20 protein-coding genes are annotated in these 18,740 nt (G+C 58.0%); 18 read left to right on the plus strand and 2 right to left on the minus strand.

Features of this window, described 5'->3' with window-relative positions; genetic code table 11:
• The first annotated feature begins 26 nt into the window (after positions 1 to 26).
• The gene (locus ELR57_RS19285; RefSeq protein WP_126960716.1) at positions 27 to 2,045 is read left to right on the plus strand and encodes a methyl-accepting chemotaxis protein; all 2,019 of its coding nucleotides are present in this window, start codon (positions 27 to 29) and stop codon (positions 2,043 to 2,045) included.
• 67 nt (positions 2,046 to 2,112) lie between these two features.
• Here the strand turns inward: ELR57_RS19285 and ELR57_RS19290 are convergent, their stop codons facing one another.
• Together ELR57_RS19290 and ELR57_RS19295 are read right to left on the minus strand one after the other, a co-directional pair.
• Entirely contained in the window at positions 2,113 to 2,556 is a 444-nt protein-coding gene (locus tag ELR57_RS19290; protein ID WP_126960717.1) for a cupredoxin domain-containing protein, read from the minus strand.
• Between the two features lie 131 nt (positions 2,557 to 2,687).
• The gene (locus ELR57_RS19295; protein ID WP_126960718.1) at positions 2,688 to 3,059 is read right to left on the minus strand and encodes a phage holin family protein; all 372 of its coding nucleotides are present in this window, start codon (positions 3,057 to 3,059) and stop codon (positions 2,688 to 2,690) included.
• 150 nt (positions 3,060 to 3,209) lie between these two features.
• Between ELR57_RS19295 and ELR57_RS19300 the strand changes: the two genes are divergently transcribed.
• From ELR57_RS19300 to ELR57_RS19380, 17 genes are all read left to right on the plus strand, one after another.
• Positions 3,210 to 5,573, plus strand: a complete 2,364-nt coding sequence (locus ELR57_RS19300; protein ID WP_126960719.1) for an endonuclease MutS2 — start codon at positions 3,210 to 3,212, stop codon at positions 5,571 to 5,573.
• A gap of 81 nt (positions 5,574 to 5,654) precedes the next feature.
• Positions 5,655 to 6,056 (plus strand): DUF350 domain-containing protein, encoded by a 402-nt coding sequence (locus ELR57_RS19305; protein ID WP_126960825.1) that lies wholly within the window; start codon positions 5,655 to 5,657, stop codon positions 6,054 to 6,056.
• Positions 6,057 to 6,163: 107 nt separating this feature from the next.
• Complete coding sequence (locus ELR57_RS19310) at positions 6,164 to 6,703, plus strand: hypothetical protein (protein ID WP_126960720.1); 540 nt, start codon at positions 6,164 to 6,166, stop codon at positions 6,701 to 6,703.
• Positions 6,704 to 6,727: 24 nt separating this feature from the next.
• Positions 6,728 to 7,645 (plus strand): cysteine synthase A, encoded by a 918-nt coding sequence (cysK, locus tag ELR57_RS19315; RefSeq protein ID WP_126960721.1) that lies wholly within the window; start codon positions 6,728 to 6,730, stop codon positions 7,643 to 7,645.
• 283 nt (positions 7,646 to 7,928) lie between these two features.
• The gene (locus tag ELR57_RS19320) at positions 7,929 to 8,246 is read left to right on the plus strand and encodes a hypothetical protein (RefSeq protein ID WP_126960722.1); all 318 of its coding nucleotides are present in this window, start codon (positions 7,929 to 7,931) and stop codon (positions 8,244 to 8,246) included.
• A 751-nt stretch (positions 8,247 to 8,997) separates the two neighbouring features.
• On the plus strand, positions 8,998 to 9,225 hold the full coding sequence (locus ELR57_RS19325) for a hypothetical protein (protein WP_126960723.1): 228 nt from the start codon (positions 8,998 to 9,000) through the stop codon (positions 9,223 to 9,225).
• Positions 9,226 to 9,291: 66 nt separating this feature from the next.
• Positions 9,292 to 9,735, plus strand: a complete 444-nt coding sequence (locus ELR57_RS19330) for a spore coat protein (RefSeq protein ID WP_126960724.1) — start codon at positions 9,292 to 9,294, stop codon at positions 9,733 to 9,735.
• Positions 9,736 to 9,930: 195 nt separating this feature from the next.
• Positions 9,931 to 10,422 carry an Lrp/AsnC family transcriptional regulator gene (locus ELR57_RS19335; RefSeq protein WP_126960725.1) on the plus strand — a complete coding sequence of 164 codons (492 nt, stop codon included), beginning with the start codon at positions 9,931 to 9,933 and terminating at the stop codon, positions 10,420 to 10,422.
• Between the two features lie 27 nt (positions 10,423 to 10,449).
• On the plus strand, positions 10,450 to 11,670 hold the full coding sequence (locus ELR57_RS19340; RefSeq protein WP_126960726.1) for an aminotransferase class I/II-fold pyridoxal phosphate-dependent enzyme: 1,221 nt from the start codon (positions 10,450 to 10,452) through the stop codon (positions 11,668 to 11,670).
• Positions 11,671 to 11,779: 109 nt separating this feature from the next.
• Positions 11,780 to 12,049: an aspartyl-phosphate phosphatase Spo0E family protein gene (locus tag ELR57_RS19345; RefSeq protein ID WP_126960727.1), complete on the plus strand. Its 270-nt coding sequence runs from the start codon at positions 11,780 to 11,782 to the stop codon at positions 12,047 to 12,049.
• A gap of 79 nt (positions 12,050 to 12,128) precedes the next feature.
• Positions 12,129 to 12,818 (plus strand): bifunctional adenosylcobinamide kinase/adenosylcobinamide-phosphate guanylyltransferase, encoded by a 690-nt coding sequence (locus tag ELR57_RS19350; RefSeq protein WP_126960728.1) that lies wholly within the window; start codon positions 12,129 to 12,131, stop codon positions 12,816 to 12,818.
• On the plus strand, positions 12,790 to 13,377 hold the full coding sequence (locus tag ELR57_RS19355; protein ID WP_126960729.1) for a cob(I)yrinic acid a,c-diamide adenosyltransferase: 588 nt from the start codon (positions 12,790 to 12,792) through the stop codon (positions 13,375 to 13,377). Before ELR57_RS19350 ends, ELR57_RS19355 begins: the two co-directional genes overlap by 29 nt.
• Complete coding sequence (locus ELR57_RS19360; RefSeq protein ID WP_126960730.1) at positions 13,374 to 14,330, plus strand: RluA family pseudouridine synthase; 957 nt, start codon at positions 13,374 to 13,376, stop codon at positions 14,328 to 14,330. The genes ELR57_RS19355 and ELR57_RS19360 overlap by 4 nt, the downstream gene beginning before the upstream one ends.
• 55 nt (positions 14,331 to 14,385) lie before the next feature.
• The gene (locus ELR57_RS19365) at positions 14,386 to 14,745 is read left to right on the plus strand and encodes an arsenate reductase family protein (protein WP_126960731.1); all 360 of its coding nucleotides are present in this window, start codon (positions 14,386 to 14,388) and stop codon (positions 14,743 to 14,745) included.
• A 68-nt stretch (positions 14,746 to 14,813) separates the two neighbouring features.
• Complete coding sequence (locus ELR57_RS19370; RefSeq protein ID WP_238162608.1) at positions 14,814 to 15,887, plus strand: site-2 protease family protein; 1,074 nt, start codon at positions 14,814 to 14,816, stop codon at positions 15,885 to 15,887.
• Positions 15,888 to 15,943: 56 nt separating this feature from the next.
• Positions 15,944 to 17,137, plus strand: a complete 1,194-nt coding sequence (locus tag ELR57_RS19375) for an aminotransferase class I/II-fold pyridoxal phosphate-dependent enzyme (RefSeq protein ID WP_126960733.1) — start codon at positions 15,944 to 15,946, stop codon at positions 17,135 to 17,137.
• Positions 17,138 to 17,814: 677 nt separating this feature from the next.
• Positions 17,815 to 18,684: a 5'-3' exonuclease gene (locus ELR57_RS19380; protein WP_126960734.1), complete on the plus strand. Its 870-nt coding sequence runs from the start codon at positions 17,815 to 17,817 to the stop codon at positions 18,682 to 18,684.
• Positions 18,685 to 18,740: the final 56 nt, after the last annotated feature.

The raw sequence follows: 18,740 nt of genomic DNA on the forward strand, positions 1-18,740 counted from the left end.
AAAATAATAACAAAGGAGACGCGCCAATGAAGCTAAGCAAGCGTTTACAAACCTTCCGGATATGGAGCGTCGGCAGCAAGCTGTTTCTGACCTTCTTCGCGGGAATCGTCACTTTTGTCGCGATTGTAGGGGGATTGTCTTACCTGATCTCCAAATCGATTATTACGGATCAAGCGCAGAGCTCCTTCGGCCAGACGATCGAGAAGACCGGCGAGATGGTGAGCTTGTCCTTGGACAACGTTGCGAACGCTTCCAAGAAACTCGCGGTCAACGCGACGCTTATCGATCGAGTACAATCCTTAGCGCAATCCTCCGACATTGCGGCCCGAACGGAGTGGATGACCAAGATCATGGAAGAGTTTCGCGGCATCAAGGCGGAGTCCTCCATGATCGCAAGGGTATCGATCGTTTACGAAGGCGGTGGAGTCCATAGTGATGGCAAAGGGATATCGGCGGACGCATACAAGGCGGAATGGTACGAGAAGGCCAAGCAAGCGAACGGCCAGCCGATTTGGCTCGCTCCAGAAGCGGGCGGACAAGCTTTCGTCAAGACGAATGATAATTACAAGCAGCCCCCATCGATCGCGCTCGCAAGGCTGATCCGCAACACGAAGAGCGGAGCCGACGTCGGCGTCGCGATCTTCGAGGTGAAGATGGACTCCCTCGCGGAGAAGCTTCAAGGAGTGAAGGGAGCGAACCTGTTCATTGCGGACGGGAGCAATCGGTACGTTTACAGCGGCGATGAGCAAGACATTGGCCAGCCAACGGGCCATGACGCTCTCGTCTCCGGCAAGACCGGCAGTATGCTGCTGTCGTCCTATGGCTTAGAGGCTTCCGGATGGACGCTTGCCGGGGAGATTCCTTTGAAGGAATTGACGAAGGATACCGGCCGAATCGCGCTGGTCACCGTTCTATGCGCGATCGGGGCAGCGGTCTTCGCGGCCTTCATCGGTTGGCTGATCATTCGGGACGTCGCGAAGCCGGTGCTTGCCATCACCCGATTGCTGCAGGCTGCGGCGAACGGGGATTTGACCGGCCGCGCGAAGGTGACGAAGCGCCGTGACGAGATCGGCCAGCTTAATCTTCTGTATAACGAGATGGTCTCGAAAATGGGGCAGTTGATCAGCGAAACGGTCGACTCGGCGGGTGCGGTGCTGGAGACGGCGACCTCGTTGGAGAAGGCTTCCCGGGGCAACTCGACTTCGACCAGCCATATCATGCATTCCACCAAAGAAATCGAAGGCGGAGCGCTTCAACTGGCAGCCGACGCGGAGCGGGGGATGGGACTTGCCGAAGCGATCGAGGGCAATGTGCGCCAGGTCATCGACTCCAATGCGGAGATGGAGATGCGTGCCGGCGAAGTGCGGAGAGCGGGCTCCGAGGGCAGGGAGCATCTGACCCGCCTGACGAACACGACCGGCAAAGTCGAACAATCGACGCAAGCGTTGAATGCGAAGCTGAAGCAGCTCGAGTCTCAGACTTCGACGATCGCGGAGATCGTCCAACAGCTTGAGAGGCAATCCAAGCAGACCAATATTCTGGCGCTGAACGCTTCCATCGAAGCGAGCCGAGCGGGGGCCGCGGGCAAAGGGTTCCAGGTCATCGCTTCCGAGATGAGCGGGCTCGCGAACGAATCGATCGCCCAGCTCGTCAAGATCGGCGATTGGATGCGCTCCATGACCGAAGATATCCGCGGCGCGGCGGCGGAGATGAATCGGGCGGCTCCGCTGTTCCAAGAGCAGTTCCAAGCCATTGCGACAACGGAGAGCCTCTTCGGCGAAGTGAATGACCGGATGGAGGCGTTCTCAGGGAGCCTGGAGACGGCAACCGAGCGAATCCGGGAGATGACGACGGCGCAGCATTCCTTGCAGCAGACGATCTTGAATGTCGTCTCCGTCTCGGAGCAATCCTCGGCGTCGGTCCAGGAGGTTGCTTCCATGACGGCGGAACAGGCGGAGATCAGCGACAAGCTCGTCGGCTTGGCCCAAGGCCTGGAGAAGCTGGCCGAGAAGCTCAACAACCTGTTGGTGCGATTCCGGATTTGATCGGCGCGGAGAACAAAAAGGATGAAGCGGGCGTAAGCCCTCTTCATCCTTTTTGCGTTGCGGTTCATTATTCGACGATTAGCTTGGCCGACATGTTTAGATGGCCGGTACCGCAGACGACGTTGCACTTGATCTCGTAGGTGCCCGCGTCAAGGCTGACGACCTTGGAAGTCTTCGCCGCGTTCAGCTTGACTCCCGCCCCCTTGATTTGAATGCCATGAGCGCCTTGTTCGTTCACGAGCTTGATCTCGACCGGCGTGTTCTTCGGAATCGTGTATTCCGGCTGATCGAATTGCCAATTGGATGCCTTGATGACGAGATTCTGTTCAGCGACCAATGGAGTTTCTCCCGCCGATTCTTCGTTGCCGTTGCCATTGCCTCCGCAAGCTGACAGCGCCAGAACCAGCGCCGCGGCGCATAGAATGGCTGCGAGTTTCTTATGGATGACAATCCCCTCCCGCTCCTTGTTTTTGCCCCGGGCGGCGACTCCCGCCCATCTCCTTCCTATCATATCATACGCTTATCCAGCGTACACGGAGATCGGCCGGAGTCATGAGATTGTCAAATTCAAACATAAAGGGAAAGCCGCCACGAGGTCGGTTAAGACCGTCGCGGCGGCTTGCAAGGGAATCATTCGGTCATTCAGTCGTGATCTCTGCCGCCCCGGTTTGTCGCCGCGCGGAATGGGCTGGCGACCGGAATGAACAGGTCGACGATCCCGATCACGATCGCGGCGAGGATGGCTCCCAGCCAAGTAACCGATACCCCGCCGACGATGAATTGCGCTACCCAGATGACGACGGCGCTGGCGATGAAGCCGACGATCCCGCGCCCGAAGGGAGTGACCCTTTTGCCGAAGATGCCTTCAATGACCCAGCCCAGCGCGGCGATGACAAGAGCGAGCAGAAGGGCGCTCCAGAAGCCGCCTACCGAGAAGTGAGGAACAAGGAAACCGACGATCATTAGAACCACAGCAGAGACGATAAACCGGACGACGTGACCCAGGAATGACATGTGCGGACCTCCTGTGTGTTCAGAGTGGATGCCAGCGCTCACCGCTGGTATTGGCATTAGTGTAACCACATGGGGTGCCGCTATGTCTGGAAGGTTTCGCAAGCGGCTCCGGCTGAGCTATAATAGAAGCGAGAGGAGTTGGACCTCGCCGTGAACGACAAGGCGCTCTATACGTTAGAATATGACAAAATCATTCTCCGGCTGACGGAGCTGGCCGCCACCTCGCTTGGCAAGGAAGAAGCCGGCAAGCTGAGACCGTCCTCCGACAGCACAGAGGTCAAGCGGCGGCTGGCGGCGACCGACGAAGCCGTAAGATCCGCTTCGCTGAAGGGAGCTCCTCCCTTCGGAGGAGTGACCGACGTTCGTCCCGCGCTGGGACGGGCGAAGCTGGGAGGCGTCCTCGGCCCCTCGGAGCTGATGGACATTGCGGGGCTCATCATGGGCTCCCGGAGAATCCGCAAATATATCCAGACGGTAGCGGGCGAAGCCGAGGTTCCGATTCTGGAGGATCTGGTCGAACCGCTGATCGACGCCAAGGCGATCGAAGACGACATTCGCCGTTGCATCGACGAGCAAGGGGACGTCATGGACTCCGCCAGTCCCGAGCTCGGATCGATTCGCCGCGACATCCGCATCAACGAGAGCAGGGCGCGGGAGAAGCTGGACAGCCTGATCCGTTCCACTTCCGTGCAGAAGATGCTGCAGGACGTGTTGATTACGATTCGGAACGACCGCTATGTCATTCCGGTCAAGGCCGAATACCGCTCGCACTTCGGCGGCATCGTGCACGACCAGTCCGGAAGCGGCGCGACTCTGTTCATCGAGCCGGAAGCGGCGCTGCAGGCCAACAATAAGCTCCGCGAGCTGAAGCTTAAGGAGCAGAAAGAGATCGAGCGCATTCTGAGGAGGCTCAGCGAGCTCGTCGGCACGAAGGCGGAGCTGCTGATCTCCGACGCGGAATCGCTTGGCTATCTCGATTTTATTTTTGCCAAAGCGTCTCTTGCGGATTCGATGTTCGGCACGCTGCCGTCCATCAACGACGAAGGAGAACTGCGCTTGAAGCGGGCCCGGCATCCGCTGATTCCGTCCAAGCAAGTGGTCCCGATCGACATCGACATGGGCGAGCAATATTCGGCGATCATCGTGACCGGACCGAACACGGGGGGCAAGACGGTGTCGCTGAAGACCGTCGGCCTGCTCAGCCTGATGGCGATGTCCGGCTTGTTCATCCCCGCGGACGACGGCAGCCGCATGTGCGTCTTCGACGGCGTGTTCGCCGACATCGGCGACGAGCAGAGCATCGAGCAGAGCTTGAGTACGTTCTCCAGCCACATGACGAACCTGATCGGCATGCTGGGCCAAGTGACATCCCGCAGTCTGGTGCTGCTCGATGAATTGGGAGCGGGAACGGACCCGGCGGAGGGCTCGGCGCTGGCGATCGCGATCCTCGAGCACTTGCACCGGATCGGCTGCCGGCTGCTGGCCACGACGCACTACAGCGAGCTCAAAGCGTACGCTTACAACCGGGACGGCATTATTAACGCCAGCATGGAGTTCGACGTGGCGACCTTGCGTCCGACGTATCGGCTCCTGGTCGGCGTCCCAGGCCGAAGCAACGCGTTCGCCATCGCTTCCCGTCTCGGCCTTCCGAAGGAGATCATCGAGCATGCTCGCGGGGAAGTCAGCGAGGAAGAGCTGAAGGTCGACACGATGATCGCTTCGCTCGAGCAGGATCGCCGGCGCGCAGAGTCGGAACGGCAGGTTGCCGAGCGGCTGCGCAAGGAAGTGGAGACGCTTCGTCAGCAGATCGAAGACGAGCGCTTCAAATTCCAAGAGCAGAAGGCAAAGCTGCTGGCGGACGCGAGGGAGGAAGCTCGGCAGGCGGTCGTCAAGGCGAAGCGCGAAGCCGAGGAGATCATCTCCGATCTCCGTCGGATGGCACTGGAAGAGGGCGCGTCGGTCAAGGAGCATAAGCTGATCGAAGCAAAGCGCAGGCTGGAGGATTCCGTGCCGGATCCGGTTCAGCAGCCGCGGCGCAATCAAGGCGGCAAGACCGTCAAGATCGAGCCGGGAGACGAAGTCAAGGTGCATAGCCTCGGCGGCCAGAAAGGGCACGTCGTGGAGCTGGCCGGGACTTCCGAAGCTCTCGTGCAGCTCGGCATCATGAAGATGAAGGTAGCGCTGGCGGATCTGGAACTGGCGAATAAGACTTCCTCCGCTCCGAAGAAGCAGGTGCCGGTGACGACCGTCCAGAGATCCCGCGACGAGAACACGAGCAGCGAACTGGATCTGAGAGGCGCCACGCTTGACGAGGCCTTGATCGAGACCGACCGCTTCCTGGATGAAGCGTTCCTCGCGAATCTCGGCAGCGTCTACATTATTCATGGCAAGGGCACCGGGGCTCTCCGCGCCGGCATTCAGGAATTTCTTCGCAAGCATAAGCATGTGAAAAGCTACAGGCTCGGCAATTATGGCGAAGGCGGAGCCGGAGTTACGGTGGCCGAGCTGAAGTAGCGCGATAGAACGTTCATCGGTCTGAGAGGGAGGCGATCAAGCGTGCCGAATAACGAGGATAGCCATGCGGTAGAAACGTTAATGTCTAATCCGATCGCAGCGACGCTGGCATACTTCTCCGTAGGAATCCTGCTGCTGATCGTTTGTCTGGCGTGCTTCGAATGGGTGACTCGCTATAACTGCTGGACGGAGATCCGCAAAGGCAATGTCGCCGTCGCCCTTGCGACCGGTGGGAAGATCGTCGGTATCTGCAATGTGTTCCGCTATGCGATCCAGGCCCAGAGCGCCATCTACGAGAGCATCGGTTGGGCCGTGCTCGGATTCGTGCTGCTTCTGGCGGGTTATTTCCTATTTGAATTCCTGACTCCGGTCCTCCGCGTCGACGACGAGATCGCGAAGGACAACCGGGCAGTGGGGCTGATATCGTTCTTGGTATCGATATCGCTGTCATTTATCATCGGGTCGTCGATTACTTACGGATAATGAGGATATTGGGAGGATACGGATGAAGTATCTATGGGGCACGTTGTTCGCGGTCGCCGCGTTATTTTTAGTATGCGGGATTATCTATATGGTGAGGGAGGGGTAACATGTCTGTCGTCGTATGCCCATGGTGTCAAAGCGAGATTCCCCAAGAAGAGGGACAAGAGCCGGAGAAGTACTGCCCGGTCTGCGAGAACGAACTGGACGGCTACCGCACCCTGCGGATCGGCCTTGGAGACGAAGACGATTCGGATGAGGATTTCGAGGAGGACGACGACGATTCGTCTTCCTATGGCGCAATCCTGACGGATGAAGAGGATATCTCGTTCGAACAGGACGAGGACCTTCAGGTGAAGAACGAAGCGCTTATGCAATACGAGGAGACGGTGGAGAAACTCCTGGACGAGCAAGAGACCGTTCCCGAATGCCCTCAATGCCGGGAATACATGCTGGAAGCGGGCGAGACGACGGTTCCGGCAGCGGGCTTCCTGGCTCGCGTTCCGGAGTCGTTGGGAGCTCCGATCCTGGAAGCTCCTTACTCGATGAAGGTATACGTATGCCCTTCTTGTTTCCAGGTTCAGCATTCGCTGTCGGACGAGCATCGAACGATTCTGATTCAGAAGCTTGCGGCGAATCGGGCAAGATGACCCCAAAGAGAGGAAGTAGATCGCATGAGCAGAATGGTTCAGTCGGTTACCGAATTGATTGGAGATACGCCCGCCGTCAGGCTGAATCGCCTCGTGGATGAGCGGGATGCCGAAGTGCTCGTGAAGCTGGAGAAAATGAACCCGAGCGGAAGCGTGAAGGATCGTGCGGCTTGGGCTCTTATTGCCGATGCGGAGGAGCGCGGCGTTCTTCGCCCCGGCTCGCTGATCGTCGAGCCGACGAGCGGCAACACGGGCATCGGCTTGGCGATGAACGCGGCAGCCAAGGGGTACAAGCTGATCCTCGTCATGCCGGACAATATGACGCAGGAGCGCATCTCCCTGGTCCGCGGCTACGGCGCGGAGGTCGTGCTCACCCCGGCGGCCGAACGGATGCCGGGGGCTATCGCCAAAGCCAAAGAGATTCTCGCGGCGAATCCCGGCAGCTTCATGCCGAACCAATTCGAGAATCAGGCGAACCCGAACATTCACCGGGTCACCACCGCGCTGGAGATTATCGAGCAGACGGAAGGGCGTCTCGACGCCTTCGTCGCGACTTCCGGCACCGGAGGCACGGTAACCGGCACCGGCGAGACGCTGAAGGCGAAGCTGCCCGGCCTCCACGTCGCGGTCGTGGAGCCGGATGGCTCGCCGGTTCTGTCCGGAGGCCAGCCCGGCCCGCACAAGCTGGTCGGTACGAGCCCGGGCTTCGTCCCGGACATCCTCAACACTTCCGTCTACGACGAGATCATTCGCGTAACGGACGAGGACGCGCTCGAGACGACCCGCCGCCTCGCCCGCTTGGAAGGGCTGCTCGTCGGCCCGTCCTCCGGCGCCTCCGTTTGGGCGGCGCTGCAGATCGCCCGCCGACTCGGGCCGGGCAAGCGCGTGCTCTGCATCGCCCCGGATACCGGCGAGCGTTACTTGAGCATGGGGATTTTCTAAGCAGAATTAGCTGGATGGATTGGATGAGTCGCAAAGCATGCGCCTCTCCGGGGAATGGCAGGATCGATCGGCTTTCGGGCCGAGAAATCCATGATCGGTCGATCGTATTCGTATGATCGGAAGGTCGCCGCTCCTTGGGGCGGCGTTTTTTTTGTTCGTGTAACACCATCGTACAGAAGCTCATCTTGACGTTGCATTTTTGCGACCAACCAATTGGGATACGATTCACCGCCCCTACCGGGCTTTACATAGAGGTCCTAAGATAGAGAAGGAGATGATGACAATGGATATGGCCAAGCGCAGCGCGGAAGACGAGTTGGAAGATTTCTTGAAGGAGATCATGGCTAAAGCGAACAAAGAGCTCAAAAGAAGAATCGAAGATCCTCAATCGCACGCATGGAAGGAAGCGCTCAAACGACTCTGGCATCCGGCTATCGGACACTTTAAGAATTTACACCCGGAATATGAAGTGACGGATTTTCTGGATGGGAAACGATACATCGACCTCGCTTACATTCGCCCGCCATACCGCATCGCCTTCGAAATCGACGGGCGGAGTCCCCCATCTGAAGGATGCATCCCAGCGGGATTTCTGCAATGAGCGCTTGCGTGCGTTCCATCTCGTCATGGACGGATGGATCGTCATCCGGATCGTGTACGCCGACTTGAAGGAGCGCCCGCGGATGTGGCAGCAGAATCTCCAACAGCTAATCGGCAAGCTCTACGGTCACGAGGAACAAGCGGAGAAGCATCAACTTTACAGCCGCGAGGAGGAAATATTGCGGTTGTGCCATAGGCTGGAGCGTCCGGTGAGGTTGGCGGAAGTTGAGAATTTTCTCAAATGCGGGCACAGAAAGGCTCGCCGCTTACTTGACGGGCTGACGGAGCGTAATCTGATGGAAAGAGTCGGTGGAGGGCCATCCCGTGCGCATGCCTGGAGATACATAGGGAGGATTTAGTCTCGGATGAGACTAAATCGGCGGCGGGCGGAGGATTTGGGGAGGAGTTAGTCTCGGATGAGACTAACTCGGCGGCGGGCGGAGGATTTGGGGAGGAGTTAGTCTCGGATGAGACTAAATCGGCGGTGAGAGAAGGGTTAGGGGAGGAGTTAGTCTCGGATGAGACTAAATCGGCGGTGAGCGGAGGGTTAGGGGAGGAGTTAGTCTCGGATGAGACTAAATCGGCGGTGAGCGGAGGGTTAGGGGAGGAGTTAGTCTCGGATGAGACTAAATCGGCGGTCAGCGGGAGGGGGAAGAGGTGTACAGTGAATCCCCCGAATAATCCATTCCGGCAACAGCCACAATAGCCGTGTTGCCTACGAATGGACACTTACGGAGGAGGGGACCGACACCATGAACATGAAGCCGATATCGGCCAAGGAACTCGAATATCTTGCCGATTCGATGTCCAATGAGGATCTGCTGATCAAGCAATGCACGGCCGGCGCCATGAGCTGCACGAATTCGCAGATTCAGCAGGTGCTGCTGCATCAAGCTCAAGTCCATCAGCAGCACTATCAGTCGCTGTTGAACTGCCTGCAGCAGCATCAGTCGATCGCGCCGACGCAGCCGCAAGGCTAAGCTGCCCAATCGCTCAGCCGCAACTAACGCCCAACCCCATTTTCCCGACAAGGAGGCAATAACGTCATGTACCCGCAGAACCAACAGTTTATGCCCGATGAGGATCTGGCGTATACGGTACTCTCCGACTTGAAGCGAGTGACGAGGGAGTATGCGACCGCGGCGACGGAATCGGTCTGCCCGACGGTCCGTCAGCATTTTACCCAATTGCTGAATACGACCTTGATCATGCAAGGCGAGCTCTATAACGCGATGAGCCAGCAGAACATGTACAACACGGCTTCGCCGGCGCTGCGCCAGGAGATCGACAAGCAGCTCAAGGAGTATCAGCAAACGCAGCAGAAGACGAACCAGTTCGTCCAGCAGCGCAGAAGCGCGTCCCAGCCGTCCCAGCAGCAATGGGGCTATCAGCAGGCGCCTCCATGGCCGATCCCGAACTACGTTCCGCAGAGCGCGGGCCATCAGGGTCAGCACCCGAATACGCAACCGTCTACGGGCTACTTTATGTAAGAGGGGTCCCTCGTCCGAGCAAGAAAGCTTGGCGGGGGACTTCTTTGCATAACGCGGATGCGAAGCATGCAACGATCAAGCGCCAGGCTTCTCCAAGGCTCGGGCGTTTTTGTTCGTTTGCCCAACCCTTCGAATTCAACCTTTCCATTAAGCCTGTATTTGATGTAATATGAGAGGTATTCAGGAGGGATCTCAATGAACGAACTAAAGGCCAAAATCTTGGATCTTCTCAAGGAAGACGCACGTTTGTCTCCGGCCACCATCGCAACGATGCTAGGAACAGCCGAAGCGGAGGTCTCCCAGGCCATCGACGAGATGGAGAAGGATCACGTTATTGTCAAATACGCGGCGGTCGTTAACTGGAGCAAGGTCGACGACGAGAAGGTAACCGCCCTTATCGAAGTGGAATGTTCCCCGGAGAGAGGACGCGGCTTCGAGAGCATCGCGGAGCGGATTTACTTGTATCCGGAAGTCAAATCGGTCTACCTGATGTCCGGCGCATACGACCTCTGCGTGGAGATCGACGGGAAGAACCTGAAGGAGGTCGCTTCGTTCGTCTCGAACAAGTTGTCCACCATCGAATCCGTTATCTCGACCAAGACCTTTTTCATCCTTAAAAAATACAAACAGGACGGCATCATTTTCGAGGAATTCGAAGACGATCATCGTCTCCCAATCTCGCCGTAAACCTACTGAAAGAAGGATCGTATTCCGATGATCAGAAATGTGGAACAGCCCGAGTCGATGAACCGGTCGCCGCGCAGCCGCATGCAGGATTACTTGGCAGCCAGCGCACGCGCCATCCCTCCATCCGGGATCCGGCGCTTCTTCGACTTGGTGAGCGCAAGCAAGGACAGCAGCATCATCTCTCTTGGCGTAGGCGAGCCCGACTTCGTCACGCCGTGGCGTTACCGGGATGCCGCCGTTTACTCCCTGGAGAAGGGCAAGACCCAATATACGTCGAACGCCGGCATGCCGGAGCTACGCGAAGCGATCGGGCAATACCTGAATGACCGCTTCGAGCTGAACTATAACCCCGCCGACGAAATTCTCGTTACGGTAGGAGGCAGCGAAGCGATCGATCTCGCGATCCGCGCCCTTATCGAGCCGGGAGACGAGATCCTCATTCCCGAGCCGACCTATTTGCCTTACAATCCGATCGCGTCTTTAAGCGGCGGCGTGCCTGTCGGAATCGAGACGTTCGCCAAGGATCAGTTCAAGCTGACGGCCGAAAGCCTCAGAGCGGTACTAACCCCGCGTTCCAAGGTTCTCGTCCTTTGCTATCCGAGCAATCCGACCGGAGCGATCATGAGCTACGAGGATCTGCTGCCGATCGCCAAGCTCGTCGAAGAGAATGACCTGATCGTCATCTCCGACGAGATTTACGCCGAGCTGACGTATGGATCAAAGCACGTAAGCTTCGCGTCGCTGCCGGGCATGAAGGATCGCACCATCGTCGTCAGCGGCTTCTCCAAGGCGTTCGCGATGACCGGCTGGCGCATGGGTTACGCTTGCGGGCACCCGGAGCTGATCAGCGCGATGCTCAAGATTCACCAGTATACCGTGATGTGCGCTCCGATCATGGGGCAGGTGGCGGCGCTCGAAGCGCTGACGAACGGAATGGAAGAGATGGCGAAGATGATCGAGTCCTACAATCAACGCCGCCGGCTTGTCGTTCAAGGCTTCCGCCAGATCGGGCTGGAGTGCCACGAGCCGCAAGGAGCCTTCTATGCGTTCCCTTCGATCGCATCGACGGGCTTGAGCTCGGAGGAGTTCGCGTCCAGGCTTCTCTTGGAGGCGAAAGTAGCCGCCGTACCGGGCTACGTGTTCGGACGCGGAGGCGAAGGATTCATTCGTTGTTCATATGCCACATCCGTGACACAGTTAACGGAGGCGTTGGATAGAATCGGCGAATTTTTGAACAAATTGCGATAATCTTGCAAAAACCTCCAAAATAGTTAGGCTTTTTCTCTATGTTCTGCTATAATTACCCTTGTTTTTTATCCCGCTTGATGTTGATTCATCATGTGAAAGGGGAGAGAGCATGGCGATGGCGGAACAGCAATCATCCATTACGAGTCAGAATGCCGCGGTCCATCTTATCTCGACCAATTCAGAAGAAGAGAAAGACATCGCACCGGCATATGCCGCATATCTCGGGAATCTCGCAGATGAGATCGATGATCTTCGAGGCCGGATGACGGAGGCTTTTCTTAAGGAAGAGTCCTTCCTATCCGAATCTGTTATCGAAATTAGTAGATTGCTGGATACGAAAATTATCGAATACATGAAGCTTGTGTCTTCTGCCCGATAAGCCAGGTCATTCCCGTGACCGGGCTTTTTCTTTTGTGCTATAGTAAATCTCAGGAAAGGGTCCGAGGAGGGGATCGCGCATGCTGGGGATGGTCACCGGGGGTGTTGGCTGCGGAAAATCGGCGTATGCCGAGAGGTGGGCGGCGTCACTTGGACGGGAGGCAATCCTGCTCAGCTGCCCCGCTTGGCCCTATGAGAATCATAAGGCATCGGAAGCGGACAAGCGATCTTCAATCAGGCCGAGCGCCGTCCAGGCTGCTTGGCAGGAATGGGAAGCCGACGAGAGCCTATCCGATCGGCTGGATCAAATCAACCTGAGATCGAATCCGTTCCGGGCGGACCATCGGGTCATCGTGCTCGACAGCTTGTCCGGCTGGCTTAGGAGATCGATTCTTGAAGCGAGAAAAGAAGCCTACATGGCGCCGCCGGAGGAACCTCCGCGCCGAGGGCGCCGCAAGAGGCTTCCCGAGACGGAAGAGGTATTCGCCTTGCGAGCCGGCAAGGTCGCAAGGGATTTTCAGGCCGTGGTCGACGCGCTGCTGCGTTTTCACGGCAGGAGGATCGTCGTCACGGAGCAGCCGGCGCTCGGGCTTGCGGACGACCCATGGGAGCGATGGTACGCGCGAGAGCTTGCGGCCGCGAACCTCCGGCTGGCGGAGCGCTGCACGGAGATGAGGATGATCGTCTCCGGTACGGCGATGGAGATAAAGAGCGCACGAACGAAACGGGGGAACCATGACGATGAGAATTTATACCCGAACCGGCGATAAAGGCACGACCTCCGTAATCGGAGCGCGCGTGTCCAAGGACGATGCCAGGGTCGAGGCTTACGGAACGATAGATGAACTGAACAGCTTGGTCGGACAAGCGGCGGCTTGGCTGGCGGAGCGGGAGATCAACGGAAGCGGCGAGCTGCTTGAGCAGCTTTACCAAATTCAACATGAGCTGTTCGATTGCGGCTCCGATCTCTCCTACGCCGATCCGAAGCCGGAACAGCTGAAAGTCGAAGCTTCCATGGCCGCAAGGCTGGAGGAGTGGATCGATCGGCATGAAGAAGGATTGCCGCCGCTCCAGCGATTCATTCTGCCCGGCGGCAGTCCGCTTGCCGCCCAGCTTCACGTCTGTCGCACCGTCTGCCGCAGAGCGGAACGGAGAACGGTGACGATGGCTTCTTCTCAAGCTTGTCCCGAAGAGGTCGTTCGCTACTTGAATCGATTGTCGGACTATTTCTTCACGGCAGCCCGCAAGGCGAACGTTCTTCTGTCGGTTCCCGACGTGGAATACGCGCGGGGCGCCAACGTATTCTCCCGGAGGTCGCAGACGGAATGAAGGAAAGCTATTACGCCCCGGTCGTCCACATCGCAGACGAGAAAGACGAAGGGAAGATGCTTCGGGACGTGCTTCGCAACCGGCTTGGCGTCTCCAGAAGGCTGTTCGTCAAGCTGAAGCAATCGGAGGAAGGCCTCACCATCAACGGCGAGAAGGCCTACCCCAGCTTCCGGCTGGCGGTTGGCGACGTCGTCGAATTCCGGATGGAGCAGGAGATGTCGGACGACATCCTTCCGCAACCAATTCCGCTGAACATCGTATTTGAAGATGAGCATCTATTGGTATTGAATAAACCGGCCGGCATCATCGTGCACCCGACGACCGGCCATTACGCGAATACTCTCGCGAACGGCGTCGTTCATTATTGGCGGGAGAAAGGCGAGAACTGCCGTTTCCGCCCGGTGCACCGCCTGGACCAGGATACGTCGGGACTTGTCGTCATCGCGAAGCACCCGTACGCGCATCAGCAGCTCTCCGTGCAGATGATGGAGGGGACGATCGAGAAGCGCTACCGGGCTTACGCGTACGGCCGTCCTCCGCAGGAATCGGGGGAAGTGAACGAGCCGATCGGCCGGGTCCCGACGGACCCTCATCGAAGGGCCGTTCTGGAAGACGGCGCGCCGTCCCTCACCTATTACACGGTCGCCGAAGCCTACCCTTGCGGAGCTTCGGCTCTCGACATCAAGCTCGGAACCGGTCGAACTCATCAGATTCGCGTGCATATGGGCTGGATCGGATGCCCCCTCATCGGAGACACGTATTATGCCGATCCGAAGTGGGAGGCGACGGAGCTCGCCTCAAGACTGGCCGGAGCGATCGACAGGCAGGCGCTGCACGCGTCCCTGCTCGCGTTCCGGCATCCGATTACGGAAGAGAGATTAGAGCTCAGAGCCGAGCTTCCGCCCGATCTGCGGGAGCTGGAACGCACTCTTGAAGAGCTTCCGCCTTTGTAACATTGGAGCCGTCCACGCCTTTTTTTTGAAAACAAGTATCGGAGGAACTTACAGCATGAGCAAGCCGCTCGTCGTCTATCATTATCCAACCTGCGGAACGTGCCGCAAAGCCGTGCAATGGCTGCGTTCGAGAGGGCATGAACTGGAGCTTCGCCATATCGTGGAGACGCCCCCAAGCGCGGAAGAACTGAGCAAGCTGATCCCGCTTAGCGGATTGCCGATCCAGAAGTGGTTTAACGTGTCCGGCGAAGTCTACAAGGAGCTTAGCCTTAAAGACAAACTGCCTTCGATGACGGAAGAGGAGAAAATCAAGCTGTTGGCCTCGAACGGCAAGCTGATCAAGCGTCCCGTTATTTATAACGACGAGCAAGCGACGGTCGGCTTCCGCGAGGAAGAGCTGTCCAAAGTATGGTGAACGAGCCTAAAGAGCCGGACGATAAACGTTCGGACCCAAGGAATGTGCACGAGGAGGGGGAACGCCCGGTGTCGCTGGAAGTCAAGGAAGAGACGCAGCCGGAGACCAAGCGAGGCCGAGGCTCATGGGCATGGGGAGCCGGATTGATGGTTCTGCTGTCCAAAGGCAAGACGCTGCTGCTGCTCCTGCTTAAATTCGGCAAGCCGCTGCTCTCGATGGCGGTCACGGTCGGCGCTTACGCTCTTCTGTATCCATGGACGTTCGCGCTCGGCTTCGTCGCTCTTCTCTTCGTTCACGAGATGGGCCACGTATGGGCGGCGAAAAGGCGGGGCTTGCCGGTATCCTCTCCGCTATTCATTCCTTTCTTGGGAGCCCTTATCACGATGAAAAGGCATCCGAAGGACGCGGAGACGGAGGCGTACGTTGCGATAGGCGGCCCGATTCTGGGAACGGTCGGAGCGTTATTCTGCTTCCTGCTCGCGGAATGGACCGGCAGCGAGGTGTGGTATGCCCTGGCTTACGTTGGATTCTTCCTTAATCTATTAAATCTGCTTCCGATTCATCCTCTCGACGGAGGACGAATCACCAAGGCGGTCAGCCGCTGGCTGTGGGTCGCGGGGGCGGTACTCGCGCCTCTCGTCATCTGGTATACGCATAGCATCCTGTTCGCTTTCATATGGGTCTGGTTCCTGTGGCAGATGTACCGGGAGTTCTTCCGCAAGAAAGCCGAGCGGCCGGTGTACGTGGAAGGAATCTATGAAGCGGACGTGGATCCGGATCTGCCCGATTGGTACCTCTCCGGCCAATCCCATCGGCGGGAGCTGCCCTTCACGGCGTACTGCCGGATGGACGGCCAGCATGTGGCGGAGTTCCGGTGGGAGCCGTTGTCGTTCCGCGGCGAGCTGGAGATCGATACGCCTTGCACGATTCATAGCGTTCGCATCGTACAGGTGGAGAACCAAAGCGAGGATAACCGGGTGCGGTTCAAGGTACGGCTGGAGGGCGAGGCTTATCAATCCGACCACTATTACGAAGTGCCGTTAAGCGTTCGCTGGCGCTTCGGCTTGACGTACGGAGGCTTGGCCGCTTTCCTCGGGTATATGATGTGGGCGATTCACGAGATGGGGCTTACGAATCCTTAAGCTCTTGAGCAAGGGCATAACCAGATAGACAGAAACGGAAGGAAGACGTTAACGGGATGAGTTCTAGCGCAAGCAAGTGGCGTTCAAGCCGATTGGACAAATTGGGATCGTCGATCTTCGCGGAGATCTCAAGAGGGAAGAGCGAGGCGCGGCAGAGGGGGATCGACGTGATCTCGCTGGATATCGGGACTCCGGCGCTTCCTCCGGCCGAGGAGGTTCGCTCCGCTCTGGCTTCGGCCAGCATGGACGAGAGGAATTACGGGTATCCGGGAACGCAGGGCTCCGAACGCTTCCGGACAACGGTGGCGACCTGGTTCGAGCATCGCTTCGGCGTGAAGCTGGATCCCGACAAGGAGATTCTGTCCCTGATGGGAACGCAGGACGGCCTGGCGCATCTTGCGCTGGCCGTGACCGATCCGGGAGACGGCGCGCTGCTGCCCGATCCGGGTTATCCGGTATACCAGGCAGGCTTGGCCGTCGCGGGCGTCGAGACGATTCCGCTGCCGCTGCTGGAGGAGAACGGCTATCTGCCGGACTTTGATTCGGTGCCGGATGAGGCGTGGAGAAAGGCGAAGTTCATGCTGCTCAACTATCCGAGCAATCCTTTGTCGGCGGTGGCGGACCTGGCGTTCTATGAGAAAGCGGTTCGGGTGGCGAAGGAACGGGGCGTGCTGCTGGTAAGCGACAATGCCTACAGCGAGATGGCTTTCGACGGGTTCCGTCCGCCCAGCGTCCTGGAGGTGCCGGGTGCGATGGACGTGGCGATCGAGTTCCACTCGATGTCGAAGTCGTTCCATCTGGCCGGAGCGCGCATCGGCTTCGCCGTCGGCAATCGGGAAGTGCTGGAGACGCTGGCCAGCCTCAAAGGCAACATCGACTTCGGCGTGTTCCAGGCGGTTCAAGAAGCGGCGGTTGCCGCGCTTGAGAAGGACATGACCGATCCGGCTCCAGCCTTCGAGCTGTACGAGTGCCGCCGGGACCTGTTCTTGGCTGAGCTGGACAAGCACGGCTGGAGCATTCCGCGCTCCAAGGCGACGATGTTCGTCTGGGCGCCGGTTCCTTCGGGCTGGACGTCGCGGGACTTCGCCGAGCAGCTGCTGGAGAGCACGGGCGTCGCCGTCATTCCCGGCAACGCGTTCGGCTCGCGCGGCGAAGGCTATGTGCGCCTCGCACTCGTCGAGCCGGAGGAACGGCTGCTCGAGGCGGCCGCTAGGATCGGCCGGTTCCTGAGGGAAGCCGGAGAGGTCTGAGAGGGCTGAGAGGTCTGAGATCCGGATGCGCGGGAGATTCCGGGGATGCTGGAGATGCTTGTAGAGGTTGAAGAGGCCGTAGAGGCCTGCTGACGAGGGCAGGCTCCAGATGGAGGATTCATGAGCGAGGGACAATCCCTCGCTTTTTTATTGGATTCACCGCCCCGAAATGTAACGGAAATTTGAGACCCTTAGAGGCTTGTATCGGCGTATTTTGCATTCTAAAGGAAATTACAGACCCTTATATGGACAACACCCCTCTTTTCGAGGCAAATAGACAGTCTAAGCGTCGCGTATTTCCGTTAGAATTTTTTCTGGTCAATTTCTGGCGTGTAAGGGTCTGATATTTCCGTTAGCCGAGAATCAAAGCTAATCGACCGATTGCTAGTGCCGATGAAGTAGGGCAAGCGTTAAGGGGCTTCTTTTCAGGCTCAGTATAGGACAACGTGCGATTGTAGACTTTTCGGCGTGCTTGTTGGCAACATACAGAAGTGTCTTTACAGGGCTAACGCAATCCACTGGTAAGCCGATAGTCATCAATTTGGTGACGATCCCGCCGCCTTACACAATTCACCATCCCCGGGACATTGTCACCGCTGCGGCTCTCCTTTAAGATAGAGAGTGACGATAGAAACGACTGCCCGCAAAACCTATGGAGATTGGACGGTACCCATTCGATGAATAACAACAAAATTTTGATCGTAGACGGCATGGCCCTGCTGTTCCGGGCGTTCTTCGCCCAATCCTACAGCGCAAGAAGGACCCCGGACGGAACGCCGACCAACGCTATCTTCGGGTTCCTGCAATACCTGTTCGACGCGGTCAATACGTTCCGGCCGACGCATGTTCTCTGCTGCTGGGATATGGGGAGCAAGACGTTCCGCACGGAGATGTACACCGAATACAAGGCAAACCGTCCGGAAGCCCCGGAGGACCTCGTGCCTCAATTTTCTCTCGTGAAGGATGTCGTTGCCGCTCTTGGCATTCCGAATCTCGGGATCGAGGGATATGAAGCGGACGACTGCATCGGGACGCTGGCGACCCGGTTGTGCGAGCAAGGCCACGTCTACGTGCTTACCGGCGACCAGGACATGCTTCAGCTCGTGTCGGAGCGGGTTCACGTCGTTATCATGAAGAAGGGCAGGCAGAATTACGCGGTTTATGATCTGGATCTGCTTAAGGAAGACAAGGGCATTCAGCCGTTCCAGATCGTCGAGCTCAAAGGCTTGACCGGCGATACGAGCGACAACTACCCCGGCGTCAAAGGCATCGGCGAGAAAACGGCGCTTAAGCTCTTGCTGGAGTACGAGACGATCGACGGCATCCTGGCCAATCTGTCTTCGCTCTCGGCTAGCATCAAGACGAAGATCGAGAACGATCTGGACATGCTGCATCTCTCCCGGACGCTGGCGCGGATCAATGTCGACAGTCCGATCGACTGCGTGCTGGACGATTGCCTGTGGAACGTCTCGATCGAGCAGGCGAAGCCTCTATTCGACCAGTACCGCCTGACGACTCTGCTGCAGATGATCGATTCCGCGAGTTGAACGGCTAACGAACGACCCTCTTTTTTCCGACAATAAGGTAGACAATCGGATAAAAG

Source organism: Cohnella sp. AR92 (assembly GCF_003990975.1).
In the GTDB taxonomy this organism is placed as follows: Bacteria; Bacillota; Bacilli; order Paenibacillales; family Paenibacillaceae; genus Cohnella.